The following is a 20,989-nucleotide window of genomic DNA, read 5'->3' on the forward strand; positions in this document are numbered from 1 at the left end:
AACTAATAACCGATTAAACAATAAAAATGACATCACAAGACGTACGTAAACAATTTCTAGATTTTTTCGCATCAAAAGGACACTTAATCGTTCCATCAGCACCCATAGTTCTAAAAGATGATCCAACCCTGATGTTCAACAACTCAGGAATGGCGCAGTTCAAAGAATATTTCCTTGGGAACGCCACGCCAAAAAGCAATAGAATTGCCGATACACAAAAATGTCTTCGTGTTTCAGGAAAACACAATGACTTAGAAGATGTAGGTTTTGATACCTACCACCATACCATGTTTGAAATGCTTGGGAACTGGTCTTTTGGGGATTATTTCAAAAAAGAAGCCATCAACTGGGCTTGGGAACTTTTGACGGAAGTTTATAAAATCCCAAAAGAAAATTTATACGTTTCCGTATTTGAAGGGAATCCAGAAGAAAATGTACCGTTCGATCAGGAAGCTTGGGATATTTGGAAGGGATTGATTGATGAAGACCGAATCATTCTTGGAAACAAGAAAGATAATTTCTGGGAAATGGGCGACCAAGGACCTTGTGGACCGTGCTCAGAAATTCATGTTGACATTCGTTCTGCTGAAGAGAAAGCTTTAGTATCAGGAAAGAGTTTGGTAAACAATGACCACCCACAAGTAGTGGAAATCTGGAACAACGTATTTATGGAGTTCAACCGTAAAGCAGACGGTTCTCTGGAAAAATTGCCAGCAAAACACGTGGATACCGGAATGGGATTTGAGCGTTTGTGTATGGCATTACAAGGAAAAACGTCTAATTATGACACGGATGTTTTTACGCCACTTATTGAAAAAGTAGAACAAATTACAGGATTAAAATATACACCGAATAATGTTACTCTGAGCGGAGTCGAAGAGAGCGAAGAGCAAAATAAAACCAATATCGCTATTCGTGTAGTGGTCGATCACGTTCGTGCCGTGGCTTTTGCTATTGCCGACGGACAATTGCCATCCAATACAGGCGCAGGTTATGTAATTCGTAGAATTTTACGTCGTGCAATTCGTTACGGATTTACGTTTTTGAATACTAAAGAACCGTTTATCAATCAATTGGTAGCCGTTTTAGCCAATCAAATGGGTGAATTTTTTCCAGAAATCAAATCGCAACAACAATTGGTTACGAATGTAATTCGCGAAGAAGAAGCATCGTTCCTAAGAACGTTAGACCAAGGATTACAATTGTTAGATAAAGTTATCGAGGAGGAAAAAGCCTTTCCGTCGGAAGGGTTGGGGAGGATTTCCGGTACTAAAGCATTTGAATTATATGATACTTTTGGATTTCCAATTGACTTAACAGCATTAATTCTTAAAGAAAAAGGATTGGAACTGGATGAAGCAGGTTTTAACACTGCCATGCAAGCTCAAAAAAATCGTTCCCGCGCTGCATCAGAACTTTCTACCGAAGATTGGTCCGTGTTGATTTCAGGAAATGTAGAAACATTTGTGGGTTACGATCAATCAGAAAGTAACGTAAAAATCACTCGTATTCGTAAAATTGACAGTAAAAAGGACGGGATTTTATACCAAATCGTTTTAGATAACACGCCATTCTATCCAGAAGGTGGTGGGCAAGTGGGTGATAAAGGAACTTTGGTTTCTGCAAATGAAACGATTGAAATCATCGATACTAAAAAAGAAAATAACCTGATCTTGCATTTTACAAAACAATTACCGGAAAATATAAACGCTGGTTTTGTTGCTAAAGTAAATCAGGATTTGAGAAGTTTATCTTCTAGAAATCATTCTGCTACACACTTAATGCACCAGGCGTTGAGAAGTATTCTTGGAACTCATGTAGAACAAAAAGGTTCCTTAGTAAATCCAAATTATTTGCGTTTTGACTTTTCTCATTTTTCTAAAATGACAGAAACCGAATTGCAACAAGTGGAAGATTTTGTAAACGCAAGAATTCAAGAACAATTACCACTTATAGAAAGAAGAAATATTCCAATTCAACAAGCTATAGAAGAAGGCGCAATGGCGTTGTTTGGTGAAAAATACGGAGATAATGTACGTGCCATAAAATTTGGTGAAAGCATGGAATTATGCGGTGGAATTCACGTCAAAAACACGGCTGAAATCTGGCATTTCAAAATCGTTTCTGAAGGAGCGGTAGCTGCGGGAATTCGTCGTATTGAAGCGATTACGAGTGATGCTGTGAAAGCACATTTTGCTTCGTATGAAAATACATTAAATGAAGTGAAAACAGCGTTAAAAAATCCTCAGGATATTTTGAAAGCCGTTCATTTGATGCAGGAAGAAAATGCCAAATTGGCCAAACAAATTGAGATTTTGGTGAAGGACAAAGTTAAAAATTTGAAATCAAGTTTAATTGCTGAAATTCAGGAAATAAACGGTGTTCAATTTTTGGCAAAACAAGTGGATTTGAATCCGGAAGGAGCAAAAGATTTAGCGTATGAATTAGGAAATTTAGGAAATAACTTATTTTTGGTTTTGGCTACAGCCGAGGAAGAAAAACCAATGTTAACCTGTTATGTTTCTAAAGAATTAGTTGCGGAGAAAAACCTAAATGCTGGGCAAGTAGTTCGCGAATTGGGTAAATTTATCCAAGGTGGCGGCGGCGGGCAACCGTTTTTTGCGACAGCAGGAGGGAAGAATGTAGCTGGAATTCAGCAAGCTTTGGAGAAGGCAATTGAGTTTGTAAAGTAATAATCTCGTATTTTTTTGTCTCGAAAAGTCTCAGAAATGCAAAGTATTTTTGGATAAATATTTAAAAATATCCGTTAATAATAGCTCTGCGACTTTGCGAGATTTTTTAATGTAGTAGCGAGAAATAAAAAAATGATTGAAAAACGAGATTTCATAAATTGTTGTTGATGTTTTTTACAAAATATACACTAAGCTTGGTCCGGGTTTATTAGAATCAGTTTATGAAGGTATTTTGTTTTGTAAGTTAACAAAAAGAGGATTAATAGTTGAAAGTCAAAAACCATTTTCCGTTGTTTGTGACAAAGTAAAATTAGGTATTGGATTTAGAACTTCCTGATATTAGAAAATAAAGTCATTTTAGAAATAAAATTAGTTGAACAAATTGCTAATGTAAATCCAAAGTAATTTTAACGTATCTGAAAATTACAGGAGTGAAATTGGACTTGTTACGTAATTTCAACGAACCACTAATTAAAATCGGAATTACAAGAATTATAAATAATCTCTAACCTTTGTGTCTTTGCGACTTTGCGAGAAATAAATATGAACTTCAGAACCCAAATCCCCATTTCCAAAAGTAATTGTCCAATACAGTATAATTCTAAAATTCTCTCTTTGGGTTCATGTTTTGCTGTAAATATGGCGGAGAAACTGGACTATTTTAAGTTTCAAAATAGTTGTAATCCATTTGGGATTTTATTCCATCCGTTGGCGATTGAAAAACTAATAGATTTTGCTGTTTCCAAAAAGCAATTTACAGAAAACGACATTTTTTTTCACGATGAACGATGGCATTGTTTTGATGTGCATTCTGATTCGAGTAATTCAAGTAAAGAGGAATTATTAGAATCATTAAACGCAATAATCAAATCAACAAATCAACAAATAACCGAATCAACACATTTCATTATCACTTATGGAACGTCGTGGGTATATCGAAATATTGAAAGCGATTCTATTGTGGCGAATTGCCATAAAGTGCCACAAAAGTTGTTCGAAAAAGAATTACTTTCTGTTGAAGAAATAAAAAAAAGTATTACAAATACAGTAAAATTACTACATGCTGTAAATCCGGATTGCAATATTATTTTCACGGTTTCGCCGGTACGTCACATCAAAGATGGTTTTGTCGAAAATCAGTGGAGCAAATCTAACTTGATTTCGGCTATTCATAGCGTTTTAGATACTGAAGACTGCAAAATGAATACCGAATACTTTCCCAGCTACGAAATCATGATGGATGAACTTCGGGATTACCGTTTTTATGCCGAAGATATGTTACATCCTAATCAAGTGGCCATCAATTATATTTGGAAACGTTTTAAGGAAACTACGATTTCTGAAACTGCTTTTACTACGATGGATGAAGTTTCAACTATTCAAAAAAGTCTTTCGCACAAGCCTTTTAATCCGAATTCCGAAAGTCATTTGAAATTTGAGTCTAAAGTCAGAGAAAAAATCACTAAATTGGAATCAGAATATTCATTCATGAAATTTTAATTATGCTTAGAAGAATACTTATTGCAATAGCAGTTATCGGTGGAATATTTTTATTATTCAAATTTTGTGACTTTAAGAAAAACGATGATGAAGACATCAGTTACAATACTAATCTCATTCAACAACAAATTCTAAATGTTGGAAAATTAGTTGTTACTGAAGGTCATTTCTCAGAAGTGATTACCTATAAGAATCAGCAGAAATACTTATTGGATATGCTTTCATTCGAGAAAAAAGCATTAGTGATTGTCAATGCCGATGTAACTGTTGCCTATGATTTGCACAAAATGAAATACGATATTGATGAAAAAAATAAAACAATCACAATTATTAGTATTCCCAAAGAAGAAATAAAAATCAGCCCTGATATTCAGTTTTACAACGTCGAACAAAGTAAATTGAATCCATTTACTGGAGATGATTACAATAAAATTAATAAATCTGTAAAAGCAAATTTAGCCAAGAAAATTGAAAAATCGTCACTAAAAACAAATGCTCAAAATCGATTGATAAGCGAATTGTCCAAAATATTGATTCTGACCAACACCATGGGTTGGAAATTACAATACGAAGGAAAAGTAATTGAAAGCGAAAAAGATTTTGGAAAGCAAATTAAATTATAATTTAAAAAATGAACCGCAAATAAAGAGATTTTAGCTAATGCTAAAAATTGCTAAAGTTGCGGTTAAATTTTTTACGCTTTCTCTTTGTCGAAAATTAAATCCAAACCGCCAGCAATCAAATGCGCTACTTCAGGTCTTTTTTGTTTTAATTGATCGAGATAAACCATTATTTCCTGTAGTAATTGCGGTTCGTTTCGGTCCTTCAAAAGCTCTGCGATTTCAACAGCCAGCAACCAATCGTTTGGATGATTATCTCGTAATTTTTCAAAAATTGGTGCCAAAGAAGTTTCCGTATCCTTGGTTTCTCTCATGTTACGAATTGTTTGGTATAAAACCTCTAAATCATCGCGTTCTGCGGTATGTTTTGCTTTAATGGTTTTACTGGTTGGAACATGCGAAATCATATCAAAACTATTTACATCAGCAGGACCTGAAAAAGCCGAAATCACTTTTTTACCAACAGCCATATCGTAAATTCCCCATTCCGGTTGAAACAAAATAGTTTCTCCGTGTGTCACTGTACAATTCTTTAAACTGATTAAAATTATTTCACCGTGCAGATTTCTTGATCCGGTGATAATTTCTCCTTTTACGGTAATATCTCCTTCAAATTCAAGTGTTACGGTTTTACTTTCAGTGATGGAATAAGCGCTTAAATCTCTTGGACTCATGTCTTCAATCGCGAGATTTATACCTTTTAATTTCCCAATAGGACTTCCAAAACCTTGCGGATGTTTGGCCGTTCCATGACCCACTAATTCTTTTTCTCGATATGATAATGCTGTTTTTCCTGTAGTTTGTATATAAACAGGTTTTCCTTCTTCTTCAATAACATTGGTAAAAACTCCCGAAATCTGAATTCCAGTACTCAGTTCAATCGTTCCTAAAGCATTCGAATGAATCAGCTTATTGATTCCTGATAATCCTCCGGTGCGCAATGCCATTTTATTGGCAAACTCTTCCAAAACCAAACTTAAATACGCAAAATCTGGAGTGACATAAAGTTGAGGTTGCAGTTTTGTAATGTCAAAACTCTGATTCGCTGCTGATATGTCATAAGGCATTTTCTTCACATTATCCGTCATACACCACGCACTTTCTCCAATAGATGAAAGCAGTCCGGCACCGTAAATTTTTGGATTGTCGATAGTTCCAATCAAACCATATTCCACAGTCCACCAATGCAGATTTCTTATTTGCGCCATTTCAGATAATTCGCCCATGTTATTCTGCAAATCTTCCACCGCTTTTTCGGCAGCATCAATGTCAGCTTGCGGTGTATCTTCGGCTTCTTTCAGGATAGAAAGCAGTCGGATGGCTTCATACATTTGGTAATCTTTGTGCGAAGAAATCGCTTTGCACCCTATTTCTCCAAAACGACGCAGGTATTCTGCATATTCCGGATTTGCAATAATAGGGGCATGACCTGCACCTTCGTGAATAATATCCGGTGCAGGCGTGTATTCTATATGTTCGAGTTGACGAATGTCGGAAGCAATTACAAGCACATTATACGCCTGAAATTCCATAAAAGCATTTGGTGGAATAAATCCGTCTACCGCAACCGCTGCCCAACCTATTTCGGTCAAAATACGGTTCATGCCATACATGCTCGGAATATTGTCAATCTCAATTCCCGTTTTTTTCAATCCTTCCAGGTAGGAACTATGCGCCACTTTTGATAAATAAGCTACATTTTTGCGCATCACATAACGCCAAACCGCTTGATTTATGGGCGTATAATCGCTATAATCCTGAGGTTTGATGAATTGTTTTAAGTGCTTTGGCAATCGGTCTAATAACGGATTGCTTACTATAGTTGAGTTCATATCGAAAACCTTGTAGTTATAGTGCAAAAGTACGAATTTCAGGAGCTATTTCCCGCTTTTCATTGCAAGTTTTTGCAAACCCGTTTGTTTTTCTGAAGTTCATAAAAGAGCTTCCTTTGGTCGCTTTTTATAAACTAGAAAAACCAAAACGGCTTTCGCAAAAAGCTTTTCATTTCACTCGGGGCTAGGGGAGTTGGGGGATAATTGGTTTTTTTACTCCTGAATAAATCCTCTATTTCTCCATCTTTCTCTAACTAAACTTTCAAAAGTTATACCTTTTGTATTTAGATTTAAATGGTCAGCGTGGTCAGTAATTATAATTTGAGGTTTTATTCCCGTTTCTTTAAGAGTGTCTTCGCAAAATATAACTAATTGATTATATAAATTAGTTACAGAAGTAACATCTTCATTTGCACTTTTAACTATTTTTGCGTTATTATCCTTTTCATTAGAAATCTTAGTTTTAAGTTTTTCTGGATCGAATTTTTCTTCATTATCAATTTGACTTGGAAAATAAACTTGGCTAGGTTGATCAATGAATAAAATAGGAGGAATTAAACATTTATCTTTTAAAGAACAAAAATAATATAAAAGGCTCGTAAATAAAGATACGTGGCTATAAAGCCAATTTGCACCACTTCCCATTGCGCGTAAATATATTTTTTTTTCAATTTTATCTTCTTTTGAAAGATGGTACAAATCAAATGTTTTTAGATCAAATTTTAAATTTAAATCTTTTTTATAAAATGGTTCAAAATCTAATTCTTTACCAAATAAATTCATTTGTTGATTTATTTGTCTAATTGCTAGATTTTCCTTTTTATCTACATTATAATTATCTTTAATATCATCTTCGATTAATTTAATATTATCTTTTATTTCCTCTATCTCCTGTTCTAAAAAGAGAATGTTACTATCTTGGAGGCTCTCTAAAATACTTTCAATTTTATAAATAATTTTTCTTGCTTGTTCTTCTTCGCTCTTATTATTATTGAGTTCATTAATTATTTTGTTAAACTGTTCAAGCTTCAATTTTATTTCAAATGATTCCTTTTTTAGAGCTTGTATATTTAGTTCAATTTGTTTTTTATTGCTCACAAAAGTTTCTATGGTGTAAGAAGATTTTTCCATTTCATTATTGAACCAGTTTACAGCTTCAACTAATTTTTGTTGCTCTACTTTCATTTGATTGTGTTCTTCTCCACAGAAATAACAGATTGTGTCATTTACATTAGAATCCTGAATTTTAGAAATATTATTGCTCTGTTTTTTATATTCATCGACATAAACTATGGAGACATCAATGTTACTTAATACATTCTGTGTCTTTCTTATTTCAGCAATTTTAGAATTATATTCTTTTTGTAGACTATTTCTTAGCGAAACATTCTCATTATTTCCTTCAGAAGTTTCTACTTTTTTATTTTCTAATTTAAATAGAAACTCTTTTGGTTTTAAAACAATATCAATACCTCTTTCATCGACTAATTTTTTATTAGTTGTTATTTCATAATCGTCAAGTAAATTGTCTATTTGTATAACTTTGGTTTCGTTGTAATCTTTTAGTTTGTCTAAATTGAAATCTTTGGTTTTTAATTCTCTCCTTTTTTCAGCCAAAGTTTGCATTTTGGGAAAATAACTACCATCTACAAATCCCATAAAAATTTTAAATTGTTCTATAGTTTGGTCTCTTTTCTCTTTTTCATCAAATCTATAAAATAAAGCATGCTTGTTTGCAATTAAATTTTGATGTTGCAACATAAATGAAGTAAAGTGTCTAACGGATGGAGCCTCTTTTTTGGCGTTATTATTTCTTCTTTTTCTGTCTTCCAAATCTATGTCGGTATCAACAATGTCAATACCGAAATATTTTCCTAAATCTTTTTTATAAGTTGATAAATCGCTAAATTCTTTTGAGTTAAAGTATTCAGCGTTAAAATTGTCAATATTATTTACAAATTCAATATTTGTTTCTTCAAAATATTTAGCTTTCTTTTTGTCCGTACTTCTAGCTAAAATTAAAAAAGAATCTTTTACTTTCATAACAGTAAAATACAGAAGAGCTTTTTGAGTTATTATCCCTTCCGGAATGTTGTATTCTGAACTTCCGAAACAATAATCAAATATCTCAATCATTGCGCTTTTACCTGTGGACGATTTTCCTGTAATGACATTTACTCCTTCCTTGAATTCAACATGGTGTATTGTGTCATTAGTATCTATTACGGCAATATATTTAACAGATGATTTCATAAATTTTTAATTCCTAGTTTTAAGTAAATATGCATTAATTTTTCTTTTTTAAGCATTTCTGCAAAATTTTCAGATGCTTTTAAAAAATGAATAATTGTATTGTCGTTTAAAAAATCATTTTTTAAAAACAAAATAGACAAATCATCTTCTATTTTTAAATTCCCTCTATCTATTGCATATTGAATGCATAAGTTGGTGATTTTTTTATATTCGTCAACTCTGTCAGGTAGACCAAATAGTTTGTTATTTTTTTTATGTTTTTCTTTTTCATAATTGATAAATGTTCGTAGTTCTCTATTCTTATTTTTAGTAATTAATACTTTACTACTTTCTTCATATAAAACAATCGGTAAAACAAGATAAGCTAACAATAAGTCTTTGGATTGTTTTCCTTTGTATGATTCATAAAATTTAACAATGATTGGTGTTAATAAAAATGGATTGTTATATAAAGTGTAAATGTTATCAATAGTTTTACTCATGAGTTTTTAGGATTTAGTTTCCAATATAAATTATCATTTTCATTTATTAAATTATGAATCACTCCATTTCTATAAATCATGGGGGTGTCGTTAAAAATGTCAAAACTTTGGACAGGAGCACTAATTGTTTCATCATAAAAAATTTGTGATTCACGGATTGTTTTATTTACATTACAATTATTTGAAGCAATTCTATGTTTTGATTTGAATGTTCTTAATAAATCACTTTCATAACTTTTCACTGATTTTAATTTTGAACTTCTATGATTAAATTCAGACATTAATGTTTTAATCGTGAAACAGTAATCACTTATTGCTTCAATAATCACTTCTTCTTCATGCTTAATTTCTTCGATTTTTATTGCAAATGCATAACTTTTTTTCTCTTCTATTTCAAATTCATTAGTTTCTTTAAAGGAATCTATAATTGGAAATAAAATACTTTCTTCTTTAAATCTTTGATTTATATCTTTACACTCCTGAATGAAGTCAGAATAACTTATTTCCCATCCTACATTGTAAATCTCTTTTCTAATTACAAAACCTAATAAAGAATTAAAAGCTTGATTTTTGTTGTTTTCTGGAATATGTTTTAATTCTCTTTCAATAATCTCTTTTGGAAGTAAATCTCTTTTAGTTGCCGAATCAATAATGAAGACTTTATTGATAATATTTTTTATTTTAACTTCATTATTGGTTTCCAGAATATTTTCCATCAATTTTAAAGATTTTGGTTTAGTGACTTTTTTATCGCCATTTTTCCATTCTTTCTCTCTCATTATGAATCTTCCATTAGATTTAACCACTATGTTTTTTAATTCAGCATACTTCGAATCGAGATCTAAATCATTCCATTTGTTAAAAATTGATTTTACACCAATTTCTTGAGTAGTTAGTATGACTAATTCATTATATTTTTCATGGTTAAATTTAGGATTCATCCAATTATTTAATGTTTTCCAAAAATTTAAATGTGAATCAGTTAATGGATCAAAATATTCTTTTACTTCTATTTGTTTATTGTTTTCATTATTTGATGTATTGAAAATACTGACATCACCATCGGTTTCTATATAAACACAATTATCTACTTTCATTTCAAAGCACTTTTGAACAGCGATTAAAAACTGTGTAATAATGGCCCCAGTGGGTTCAGGAGATGAGAATGATAGTTTTTTGTTCATTGATTGTTTAATTTAATTTTCTCAATTTATTAAAAAAAAGGAAAAAAATATTTCAATCGCTAATATACCCTATTTAAGAAAAAGATTACTTCTAAGTTATCAACAAAAATGAAAGAATCGGTTTTGTAGAAAGTAAATTTCCTCTTCTAAGAATTTGTATCTTTACTCTATAAAATAAAATGATTATGAATCTTGAGGCGTATAAAAATCAGATAATCAAAAAACTAATAGCTGTTCCAGATGAAAATTTATTGGAGCAAATAGATGTCGTTTTAAATGGAAATCCTATTGTTGCATATAGTCTTGATGGCAAATCTTTGACTAAATCCCAATATATAGAACATATTGAATCTATTAGTCAATCTGTTGTAGATGGAACGGAAACCTATACTTCAGAACAAGTTCGAAGTTATATTTTGGCGAAATAGTAATTTATTACTCCAACACTTCAAACACCAAAACCTGCGTTTTCTGTTTGTCTGAAAAATTATTGTCAGATATAAATAGTAGAGATTGATTACCATTTGCCAATTTTGGCCCAAAAGTCAATCCTTCGATATTATCAACAAAAATTCCCAAATCATCCATGTTGAGCATCAGTTTTTTAGAAACCAATTCCAATTTTTGGTTTTGTAAGGAAGGGTAATCTTTTATGTTAGTTACTTTATTTAAATCACACAAAAATACTTTCACCGTGCAGGCTTGTGTACCGGTAGAATAGGAACGTTCCACAACCAATAACTGATTTTTGCCATAATACTGAATTGCCGAAACGCCATTCACTGCAAAAGTGCCTTTCGGATTAGGTTCACGAGCAATAGGTTCGAGTTGATAGCCAAATTGAGCGGTGTTCTTTTTTGTTTTGACATTAAATTGATACAACCGGATCAAACCCCCTTTGCTGGTATTGGCTTGGGTGCCGTCTTCAAACAAAGGTTCTTCAATGTTAGTATAGATATTTTTATATTTTTTGTCAAAAGTTATCCCTTCTAATGTGCCGTTATTTCTTGGACCTTTTTCAAGTTTTTGCATTGCCAAATTTTCTGGCAAGGTTATGTTTCCTAAAAAATCACCTTTTAAATCCATAAAATTTAGAGAAGGATTTTGTAAAACTTCTTTATCTGCAGTAATCACTCGTGCGCCTTCGCTACTCCAAACCAAAGTGTTCGTTTTTGGATTGAATCGGATGTCTTCCGGGTCTGCTGAAGTAGTTGGCGTGGTGTTCCAATTGCCATACACTTTTTCGGTTTCATTTTTTAAAGTGGTGACACTTTGGAAATCGATACCTTCTACTTTATTTTCGAGCAAACGAATTTTTGCAGTATAAAATCTTGAATCATTGAACATTGATCGATCATCACTGATCAAATAATACAAATCATTTTTTGCATCATAATCGATTCCTGATAAACCGCCCACTTTAGTATTTTGAAAAGTTTTGTCAAAAGGAATTTCAATGGAGCTTATTAATTTTAAACTCGGATTTGGTTTGTTTTCAGCCGTTTGCTTTAAATTGGAACAAGAAAAAAGAAGAGCTGGTAAACCGACAAGTAATAATAAATTGCGCATAAAAGAATGTGTTGCTGTTTGCAAAAAGGAACATATTTTGGATTAAAAAGCCACTCTAATACTAGGAATTGTTTGTTTGATTTTTCTCAAGATTGCGGAAGTAGTCAATTTTGTAATTAAACATTTCAGCCATATTTTTTGCGCGAAGTTTAGCTTCTTCAGCTAATGGACCAGAAAATAAGCTGTCAGTGGTTTCCGTGAAAATTTCCATCCAACGATCAAAATGTTCTTTAGCAACTGGCAATTGTTTGTGTGGCGGAAATGGGCTTCCGGAATAAGAATGAACTTCGAGTAAAATAGTTTGCCAAAAACGATACATTTTTTCTAAATGTTCTGGCCAGCGGTTGCCTATTTTTTCGTTGAATATAGGTCCAATAAATTCGTCTTTTTGAACTTTGGAATAAAAAGTATCAACGAGCAATTTAATATCTTCGAGCGTAGTAATGTCGGTTTGTAGTGTCATGATTGGGTATAAAAAAAGCCTACGCAAAGGTAAGCTTTTATGTTTGAATCTGATGGGAAACTATTTCGCTTTCGGCGGGAATTGCTCTAAAATTTTAGCCACAAATTCATTGATTTGTTTTTCTTTTTCATTGCGGTTTTCAGTTAAATAGCCAATTCCTTCGCCTTGCCAAACCAATTCTTTTTTCTTGGCATCAATTAAATCAATATACAATGTTCCTTCCGTTGATGAGGTAACATAAGTGCTACGACCTCCCCATAAGTAGGGATTCCAGCCCCAACCCCATCCATAACCCCATCCGGCATTGTATTGGTTTACATCTATTCGTTCTCTTTCTTTTGTTAGTATATTAATCAGTAAATCTGGATTTTCACTTTTGGTCATTCCTTTTCTGCTTAATTCTGTGTCTATGGCATTGAGGATTCTTTTCTTATCCAATTCTGAAATTTCAACTCTATCTATACCTTTTTTATGAAAAGCATACGTTTTGTATTGATTGAAATCCACATTATTATCATAATCGGAATATACTTTTACGGAAGTGCATGATGCAATTACGAAAAGTAGAAGTACGGGAAGTAGTTTAATTGCTTTCATGATTTAATTATTTGATTATTAAATGTTTATTAAAGATACGTTCAAATTTTTAAAAATCCAACAAATTGTCGGCTACCATGTTCGGGATGGTCACTTTCAACAAAGGTTGGGTCTCCATCGCTCTTTTAATTGCAAATAATGCTCCGTCGTTTCGCGCCCAGCTTCTTCGGGAAATTCCGTTGTTAACATCCCAGAAAAGCATTGATGCTAAACGTCTTGACGCTTCTTTTGAACCATCAAGAACCATACCAAATCCACCGTTTATTACCTCGCCCCAGCCTACGCCGCCGCCATTGTGAATGGATACCCAGGTAGCTCCGCGAAAGCTGTCTCCAATGACATTCTGTATCGCCATGTCGGCTGTAAATTTTGAACCATCATAGATATTAGAAGTTTCTCTGTATGGAGAATCGGTGCCGGAAACATCATGATGATCCCTGCCTAAAATTATAATTCCTATTTCGCCTTTGGCAATAGCCTGATTAAAAGCTTCGGCAATATTTACACGCCCCTCGGCATCAGCATATAGAATTCGGGCTTGTGAACCCACAACCAATTTATTTTCCTGTGCGCCTTTTATCCAATGAATATTATCCTGCATTTGTTGCTGAATTTCTTCGGGAGCTGTTTTGGCCATTTCTTGCAAAACCCGGCAAGCAATTACATCTGTTTTGGCTAAATCTTCTGGTTTTCCAGAGGCACAAACCCATCGGAAAGGGCCAAAACCGTAATCAAAACACATCGGTCCCATAATATCCTGTACATAACTCGGATACCTGAAATCGATATGATTCTCTGCCATGACATCAGCACCGGCACGGGAGGCTTCCAATAAAAAAGCATTTCCATAATCAAAGAAATACGTTCCTTTGGCAGTATGTTTATTGATAGCAGTAGTGTGTCTGCGTAATGTTTCTTGTACTTTTATTTTGAATAAATCAGGATTATTAGCCATCATTTCATTAGCTTCATCAAAGGAAACATCAGCAGGATAATAACCGCCGGCCCAAGGATTATGAAGCGAAGTTTGATCGGATCCTAAATCTATATGAATATTTTCCTGATCAAATTTTTCCCAAACATCAACCACATTTCCAAGATATCCGATAGAGACAATTTCTTTATTGGCTTTCGCCAAAGTGACTCTTTTTACCAGTGCATCAATATTTTCAATGACTTCATTAATCCATCCTTGACTGTGGCGAATGCGCGTTATTTTGGGATTTACTTCGGCACAAACGGTGATGCAACCGGCAATATTTCCGGCTTTAGGTTGTGCGCCGGACATTCCGCCCAAACCAGAAGTGACAAATAAGCCACTTTTTGGACTGCGTTTTATTTTACGAAAAGCATTCAAAACCGTAATAGTTGTTCCGTGTACAATTCCTTGCGGGCCAATATACATGTAACTTCCGGCCGTCATTTGTCCATATTGAGAAACGCCTAATGCATTCATTTTTTCCCAATCGTCCGGTTTAGAATAATTAGGGATTACCATACCGTTTGTCACAACAACTCGAGGAGCTTCTTTATGCGAAGGAAATAATCCCATTGGATGTCCGGAATACATCGTCAATGTTTGCTCATCGGTTATTTCTGATAAGTATTGCATTGTCAATAAATACTGTGCCCAGTTTTGGAATACAGCTCCATTGCCGCCATAAGTTATCAACTCATGCGGATGTTGTGCAACTGCATAATCTAAATTATTTTGAATCATCAACATAATCGCTTTGGCCTGTTCGCTTTTTCCAGGATATTCATTAATTGGACGCGCACGCATTTCATAATCTGGACGAAAGCGATACATATAAATACGACCGTATATTTCTAATTCTTGTCGAAATTCTTGTATTAGCTCAGTATGATGTTTTGGTTCAAAGTAACGCAAAGCATTGCGAAGAGCTAATTTTTTTTCCTCAGCCGAAAGGATTTCTTTACGTTTTGGAGCATGATTAATGTCGGTTTCGTATTGTTTAGGCTGAGGTAGTATAGCAGGAATTCCTTGTTTAATTTGTTCTTGGAAAGTCCCGCTCGCCTCCAAAGAGGAAATTGGGTTAAGGGTTATTTGAGGTAAATTATTCATAGTAATGTTACGTTTTATTATTCATAATCTCTTCTTTTTTCCCCTTTGGGGGTTAGGGGGCTTTCATACGGACAATGACGACAGCCACTTTTACAACAATACCCTCTTTTTAAATGGTGTTTTTCTGTAAAGCATTTGTAACCTTCGGGTGTAAAATAGAAATCTTCACCTTCAATTAATTTATTTTCATTCTTCTCGTCAATCATGTTTTGGGATATTCTTTTGTGAAAATTATTTTCAATATTTCAATTTATACGATTCTCTCAAACGATTGAGTTTTTCATTAAAACAGAATTATCTTAGCAATACAAATTTAGAAATTTTATAAGGGAAGTTAGAATGAATTTCTTTCTATTTTTTGAATCAAATAAAATTGTTTTATTGCCGTAAATACTTTTAAATTTTTCAAAAAAAAAACCACTCGGTCAGGAGTGGATTTTACAGTTATGCTTTTTGATTAATATATAATTTTTTTAGAAACTACAGTGTCATTTTCTAAAGTGATTTTCACAATTAAACCGGCTGTTGTTCTGTTTAAATGACTCAATGTAAATTTTAGAGCATTTACTTTTTTATAACTATCTATTTTTCTTCCCGACAAATCGTATACGACAATACTTTTTATCAGCTGGTTTGAAGACTGAATGGTAACGTTTTGATTTACAATCACAATTACCTCATCAGACTTTGATAAATTAAAGGAATCCGTTCCTAATGTTTTATCGGTGAAACGTAGGTAGAAACGATTGTTGAAAGTTCCTTTTTCTGTGTTGAAAACATACGGTTTATCTTTTAAATCATGTATAATACTCAATTCTTTATCTTTTAAATAGATGTTTTGCGTATCAAAAAGACCGTCGATATGATCAATTCTAATTGATAGTTCTCCAGAAATTTCCGAATTATATCCTAAAGTAACCTGATCATTTTTATCAAATGGTAACGCACGTCCTTGAATCGTTAATTCAGCCTCAGGTATAATAGAGTAAAAACTAACGTCATTTCCTCCTAAAGATTCTGCATCAAAACTTCGGTCTAATTCTTCAGTAGCACCCGCAACATACCCGACCAATGTTTGGCTAAAAGCTCCGGAGTTATTGGTTAAGTTTACCCAAATACGGTGCCGCTCTAAGTCTGTAATAGTTTTTGGAATGGCCTGTTCTTTATTGTTTTTAATCAATTTAAAGAAATTGCTATTATTTCCTGCAACACGCATAGTATTATTGAAAGTTACATCAGCAGTTGTCCCATTTGCCATGGTATTTGCCGCTTTCACGAAGAATGATTGACCACTTGCTATAAAACCTGAAGAAGTGCCTCCAGTTGAAGCGATTGCAGTTCCTCCAGTTGAATTAAAAACGGCATAATCATTATCCGTATAGTTGAGCGCATAATCCCCATAAAATGGATCAATAGTGGCAGCGTCTGGCTGTGAATTGTGGGTCCAAATATAAACTGTGCCGTCAATAATGTTTTTGTTAGTAGCAAAATTCAAGAATGCTGCAGCGTCAAGTGCTGATGGATATGGATTTCCAATTAGATTCCATTCGTCATTCTCATCCGTACCATCGAAAGTTGAAGTGGAAGCAGTTCCGTTTAAATTACCTTTCGATATAGGAGCAGTTATGTCACCATTATTAGGAGTTCCAGCGAAGGTTGCGGTATAGGGTGTTTTAATTGAGCTGCTAAACGAGTTTGGAGCGCGTACAATATATCCTTTTCGTGGATCCATTATGGTAGCTGTCGTTTCGGTTTGCCAATTACCTGGACCGTTAGATATTGTTGGTATCCAGGAAAACATTAAAGGACTATTTGGTGATAAGGATCCTAAAGTAAAATTAGAAGCCAATGTTATTGGTGAATTCCAATACGTATAATCAAGTTTCAGCATCGGTTGCGTAACTCTTTCAATATTTACAGTTCCAGTGTTAGCCACATTGTTTTTTTGTACCAAACTGGCTTTATCTCTTATGTTGAAAATTCCTCCAGTATTTACATTTACAAAATCGGTAACTGTGAGGTTACTTGTTGAAGGCAGCTCTAAGTTTCCAGTTGATTTAACCGTTAGATTTTTTGCAAAAGCGTTATAATTAGTGCCAGGAATTACTGATGTGTTAGGTATGAAAACACAATTTGTTAAATCAGGAACTCCTACCGGTTTCCAATTGTTAGCATCGTTCCAGTTGGAAGTGGTGCCCAGCCATTGTTTAGTTTTGTTATAAATGGTAACTAGTTTTGAAACAGGACAGCCGTTAGAAAGAGTTGCGCTGGCCGTAAATGACCATGATGTTGATGATAACTGAGTCGGGGTAGGTTTGATATAAACAGTAGTGACAGATTGATTTGTATAAGGAGTTGAACAGGCTAAGTCAATGTAGGCATCGACGGTTCCTGCACTCCAAGAAAAGGTCGTATTCATTGGTTTTGTTCCAAATAAGCGTATATCATCAATAGCCCACCCATCGCAAAATTGTGCATTGTATCTGAATCGAATCTTAAAATTAGGATTGTTGATATAGGAAGTTAAATCTATCGTTACACTTTCAAAATCTGTGGCAATAGCGTGATCTTCCACATAAGTTCGAACCGCGGTCCAAGACACGCCATTATTGGTTGATACCTCTACATAGGCATAGTCTGTTGGTACTCCATAATAAGAATAATACTGTCTAAACGTTAGGGTTAAATCGGTGTAGGCGGTAGTAGGCAAATTTGCGGATTCTAATGAAGTGTTTACTAATAGGTTTTTATCTGAGGTGCAAAAAGCAAACTTATCACCGATACTTCGAGAACTGATAGCGGGTTTCCAAACACTCAAATTCGGAACATACGTGCTAGTCATACTTTGCCACTGAGTAGTGGCATCACCGGCACCACCAATTATTACCGAAGTAAGACTGCCTAGCCCTCCTTGAAAATTTTCATTAATTAAGTCATCTACCATATTATCTCCAGACGCTGCGATGGTCACAATGTTGCCTTCACCACAAACTTCGGGTGTTGATGGAGTTACATTGATAATTGAGGAAGAATTTATTTTGGCGATAATTTTAGTACGTATTAATGATTCACAAGTACCATTATACGCGGTTACATAATAATTAGTTGTACTACTTAATGAAGGAGTGGTCCAGTTTCCATTGGGAGAGGTTCCAATAAGGGAACCGCCAGTGAGGGCGCTATACCAGCGAAATTGCGTAGGGCTTCCAAGAGCAGTAGCTACTAAATCTACAACACCTGATTCACAACGTGATTTGTCTGTTACGGAGGAAATGATTGCTGGACAATCGGGAACAACTGTGATTACGTAGTCTTCAGTCTCTCCTGTGGCTAGATTGCCACAAGGCGTAAAAGTTTGTGAGGCTTCATAGGAACGTATTCTTAATCTATAATTTCCGGGAGTAGTCAACAAAGGCACTACAAAACCAAAAGAAGTAGCAATTGATAAAACGCCACTTGAACTATATACTAATTCAACTCCGGAGTTTGTAAAGGTACCATCATTATTCCAATCTACCCATGCTTTTAAGTACTGTCTTGATATTGCGAGAGTGACGTCAAGGTTTATACCACCTCCTGGAATTTGTGTTGTGGCAGGAAATGTTGTGTAATCACTATATCCATTTGTATTAGGTCGACCCGTGTTTAAATTGGTCATATTGGTGAGATTTCCAACAGTTTGAACACTATTTATGTAACGTGTACTAACATTTGATGTAGGCGGACAAAAAGAGAATGATGTTGTGGTTGTATTTCCTATTAATGGCGAGGTTGTATTGTATAATGGCCCTCCTGTACACGCGGAATTAAACGAATAAACAAAGAAATAATACTTTGTGTTTGGTGTTAGTCCAGCTGCGGTAAAAGTGTTTTCGTTTTCAGTATTTACGATTGTATTTCCCGTGCCAACGGTTGCTCCAATAGTATAAGTAGTTCCGTTGACAATGGTAGGTGTTGTTCCTGTTGTATTTATTACCACCAAATAGTTATCAGGTGCAGGGCTTGCAACTAAAAAGGAACCTCCTACTGAAGTTCCACTTGGAGTCAAGCTCAAGACGGTTGGTTGTGCGGTAGGTGTCAAACATGCTGCGGGTGTTACAAGGGAAATCGTATAATCTTCAGTTTCTCCGTAAGTACCAGAAATGACACAATTTGTTGTTGAAGTAACAGTGGCAATGTTCGAATATCGTACACGCATTCTTGTGCTTCCACTTAGAGCATTTGTGGGAATTGGAATGGAAACGTTCGTTGTTGAACTTGCCGTAATAGTATTACTGATTAAGAAATATTCTCCAGCATCCGTAAAAAGACCATTTTGGTTGAAGTCAATCCAAACTGCTGCACTATGTGTGCCAGAGCCACTTCCAACGGTTAAACTTAAATTATAACTTGATCCTTTTAATATTGAAGTGGTTTGTGTTCCTGTTGCTGGATAATTTGTATATCCCCCAGCACCACAAGTTGAGGTATTGTTTAATGTATTTATAGTAACATTATTTATGGTATAACCGCCACTACAATCTAAACTGCCAGTTGGGGTACAATATGATAGTGTTAATGTCGTTGTGTTTCCATTTAATGGAGAAGTTGTATAGTATATTGGTCCACCATTACATAATGAATTATAGGAGAAAACGTAGATATAATAGGCTGTATTTGCAGTAAGGCCGGTTGCTGAAAACGTATTGTTGTTGTCAATGTCTACCACCACATTAGATCCTCCCAAAGCAGTCGAACCAACAGCATATGTTATTCCGTTTACAGGAGTTGGAGCTGTTGCAGAAGTACTTCGTACGACCAAATAATTATCCACTGTGGGACTAGCTAACGTAAAAGAACCATTTATTGTTGTACTTGTAGAAGTTAAAATTAAACCTGTTGGTTGCGCTGTTGGCGTGCTGCAAGTTGGGGTTGTATAGGTTATTCTAATTTCACCACGTGCTCCTGGGCCTCCAGAATTATCTGCCGGGCTCCCGCCTCCAGTTGAACCCCCGCTTCCGCCTCCTCCAGCTATTGAACCCCCATTACCTGGTGTTGAGCTATTGGAGGTTGTAGCGGAAGTAAACGTCCCACCCAAACCACCGCTATTACCACCCGCACCACCTGCGCTACCGTTATTAGCAGTGCCCGCCGTAGTCGATCCTCCTATATTAATAATTGTTCCTATCGAACCTGTTGTCACTGCCGTTTTAGCAGCACCATTACCAAGATTACCACCAAGTCCGCCATTTGCAGAAAGAGTTCCAATAGTGTTAAACCATGAATTATCACCATTAGAGCCATCCTTGCCATTAATCCCTGGAGTTGATGGTGCAACATATAAGTTGTACACGGTGCCAGCTATGATCCCAGTGAAAGTACTACTTACATAAGTACCTCCAGTTCCACCGGAGCCACCTCTGTCTTTTGTTAAGCATCCACCACCAGACCCCCCAGATCCCCATGCTTCCACGGTTATTGATCCGCTTACTCCCGTTGGCACAGTCCATGTTCCATTACCAGTTGCAGAAATGGTCACTGTAGTTGTCTGTCCATTAATCTTATTTCCTAGGAAAAACATCATCAGCAAACTCAAAGAGGAAATTAAAGAAAGGAAATTATTTTTTTTATTTTTTGCAATAATGGAAGAAGAAGTATCAAGATTCGCTGTAAATTTTGCAGATTCAGTCTTTTTAAATAAATAACTTTCTTTCATTTTATTTGTAGAATT

General features: G+C 34.7%; 15 protein-coding genes. 5 read left to right on the top strand and 10 right to left on the bottom strand.

Going from position 1 to position 20,989, the window contains the following annotated elements; all coding sequences use genetic code 11:
* The first annotated feature begins 26 nt into the window (after positions 1–26).
* The 4 genes from alaS to C4S35_RS07520 all read left to right on the top strand — a co-directional run bounded on the left by alaS (position 27) and on the right by C4S35_RS07520 (position 4,816).
* Positions 27–2,693 carry an alanine--tRNA ligase gene (alaS, locus tag C4S35_RS07505; RefSeq protein ID WP_103999595.1) on the top strand — a complete coding sequence of 889 codons (2,667 nt, stop codon included), beginning with the start codon at positions 27–29 and terminating at the stop codon, positions 2,691–2,693.
* A gap of 181 nt (positions 2,694–2,874) precedes the next feature.
* The gene (locus tag C4S35_RS15980; protein ID WP_244175224.1) at positions 2,875–3,030 is read left to right on the top strand and encodes a GxxExxY protein; all 156 of its coding nucleotides are present in this window, start codon (positions 2,875–2,877) and stop codon (positions 3,028–3,030) included.
* A 206-nt stretch (positions 3,031–3,236) separates the two neighbouring features.
* Positions 3,237–4,193: a GSCFA domain-containing protein gene (locus tag C4S35_RS07515; RefSeq protein ID WP_103999596.1), complete on the top strand. Its 957-nt coding sequence runs from the start codon at positions 3,237–3,239 to the stop codon at positions 4,191–4,193.
* 2 nt (positions 4,194–4,195) lie between these two features.
* On the top strand, positions 4,196–4,816 hold the full coding sequence (locus tag C4S35_RS07520; RefSeq protein ID WP_091202430.1) for a DUF4230 domain-containing protein: 621 nt from the start codon (positions 4,196–4,198) through the stop codon (positions 4,814–4,816).
* A 71-nt stretch (positions 4,817–4,887) separates the two neighbouring features.
* On the opposite strand, the gene C4S35_RS07525 is transcribed toward C4S35_RS07520, so the two are convergent.
* The 4 genes from C4S35_RS07525 to C4S35_RS07540 form a co-directional block, all read right to left on the bottom strand.
* Entirely contained in the window at positions 4,888–6,645 is a 1,758-nt protein-coding gene (locus C4S35_RS07525; RefSeq protein WP_103999597.1) for an aromatic amino acid hydroxylase, read from the bottom strand.
* A gap of 213 nt (positions 6,646–6,858) precedes the next feature.
* Complete coding sequence (locus C4S35_RS07530) at positions 6,859–8,898, bottom strand: DUF3732 domain-containing protein (RefSeq protein ID WP_103999598.1); 2,040 nt, start codon at positions 8,896–8,898, stop codon at positions 6,859–6,861.
* Positions 8,895–9,380, bottom strand: coding sequence for a three component ABC system middle component (locus C4S35_RS07535; protein ID WP_103999599.1), 486 nt, complete (start codon positions 9,378–9,380; stop codon positions 8,895–8,897). Before C4S35_RS07535 ends, C4S35_RS07530 begins: the two co-directional genes overlap by 4 nt.
* Entirely contained in the window at positions 9,377–10,564 is a 1,188-nt protein-coding gene (locus C4S35_RS07540) for a hypothetical protein (protein ID WP_103999600.1), read from the bottom strand. Before C4S35_RS07540 ends, C4S35_RS07535 begins: the two co-directional genes overlap by 4 nt.
* Positions 10,565–10,743: 179 nt before the next feature.
* Between C4S35_RS07540 and C4S35_RS07545 the strand changes: the two genes are divergently transcribed.
* Positions 10,744–10,992 carry a hypothetical protein gene (locus C4S35_RS07545; RefSeq protein ID WP_103999601.1) on the top strand — a complete coding sequence of 83 codons (249 nt, stop codon included), beginning with the start codon at positions 10,744–10,746 and terminating at the stop codon, positions 10,990–10,992.
* A 7-nt stretch (positions 10,993–10,999) separates the two neighbouring features.
* On the opposite strand, the gene C4S35_RS07550 is transcribed toward C4S35_RS07545, so the two are convergent.
* The 6 genes from C4S35_RS07550 to C4S35_RS07575 form a co-directional block, all read right to left on the bottom strand.
* On the bottom strand, positions 11,000–12,133 hold the full coding sequence (locus tag C4S35_RS07550; RefSeq protein ID WP_103999602.1) for an esterase-like activity of phytase family protein: 1,134 nt from the start codon (positions 12,131–12,133) through the stop codon (positions 11,000–11,002).
* Between the two features lie 61 nt (positions 12,134–12,194).
* A complete protein-coding gene (locus tag C4S35_RS07555; protein WP_103999603.1) occupies positions 12,195–12,596 on the bottom strand; it encodes a group III truncated hemoglobin in 402 nt (133 codons plus the stop codon).
* Positions 12,597–12,656: 60 nt separating this feature from the next.
* Entirely contained in the window at positions 12,657–13,193 is a 537-nt protein-coding gene (locus C4S35_RS07560) for a DUF4136 domain-containing protein (protein ID WP_103999604.1), read from the bottom strand.
* Positions 13,194–13,242: 49 nt separating this feature from the next.
* Positions 13,243–15,279, bottom strand: a complete 2,037-nt coding sequence (locus tag C4S35_RS07565; protein ID WP_103999605.1) for a urocanate hydratase — start codon at positions 15,277–15,279, stop codon at positions 13,243–13,245.
* Between the two features lie 17 nt (positions 15,280–15,296).
* Positions 15,297–15,485 (bottom strand): C1orf53 family protein, encoded by a 189-nt coding sequence (locus C4S35_RS07570; RefSeq protein WP_103999606.1) that lies wholly within the window; start codon positions 15,483–15,485, stop codon positions 15,297–15,299.
* A gap of 251 nt (positions 15,486–15,736) precedes the next feature.
* The gene (locus tag C4S35_RS07575; RefSeq protein ID WP_103999607.1) at positions 15,737–20,974 is read right to left on the bottom strand and encodes a GEVED domain-containing protein; all 5,238 of its coding nucleotides are present in this window, start codon (positions 20,972–20,974) and stop codon (positions 15,737–15,739) included.
* Between the last annotated feature and the right edge of the window lie 15 nt (positions 20,975–20,989).

Source organism: Flavobacterium urumqiense (assembly GCF_900108015.1).
GTDB lineage: Bacteria > Bacteroidota > Bacteroidia > Flavobacteriales > Flavobacteriaceae > Flavobacterium > Flavobacterium urumqiense.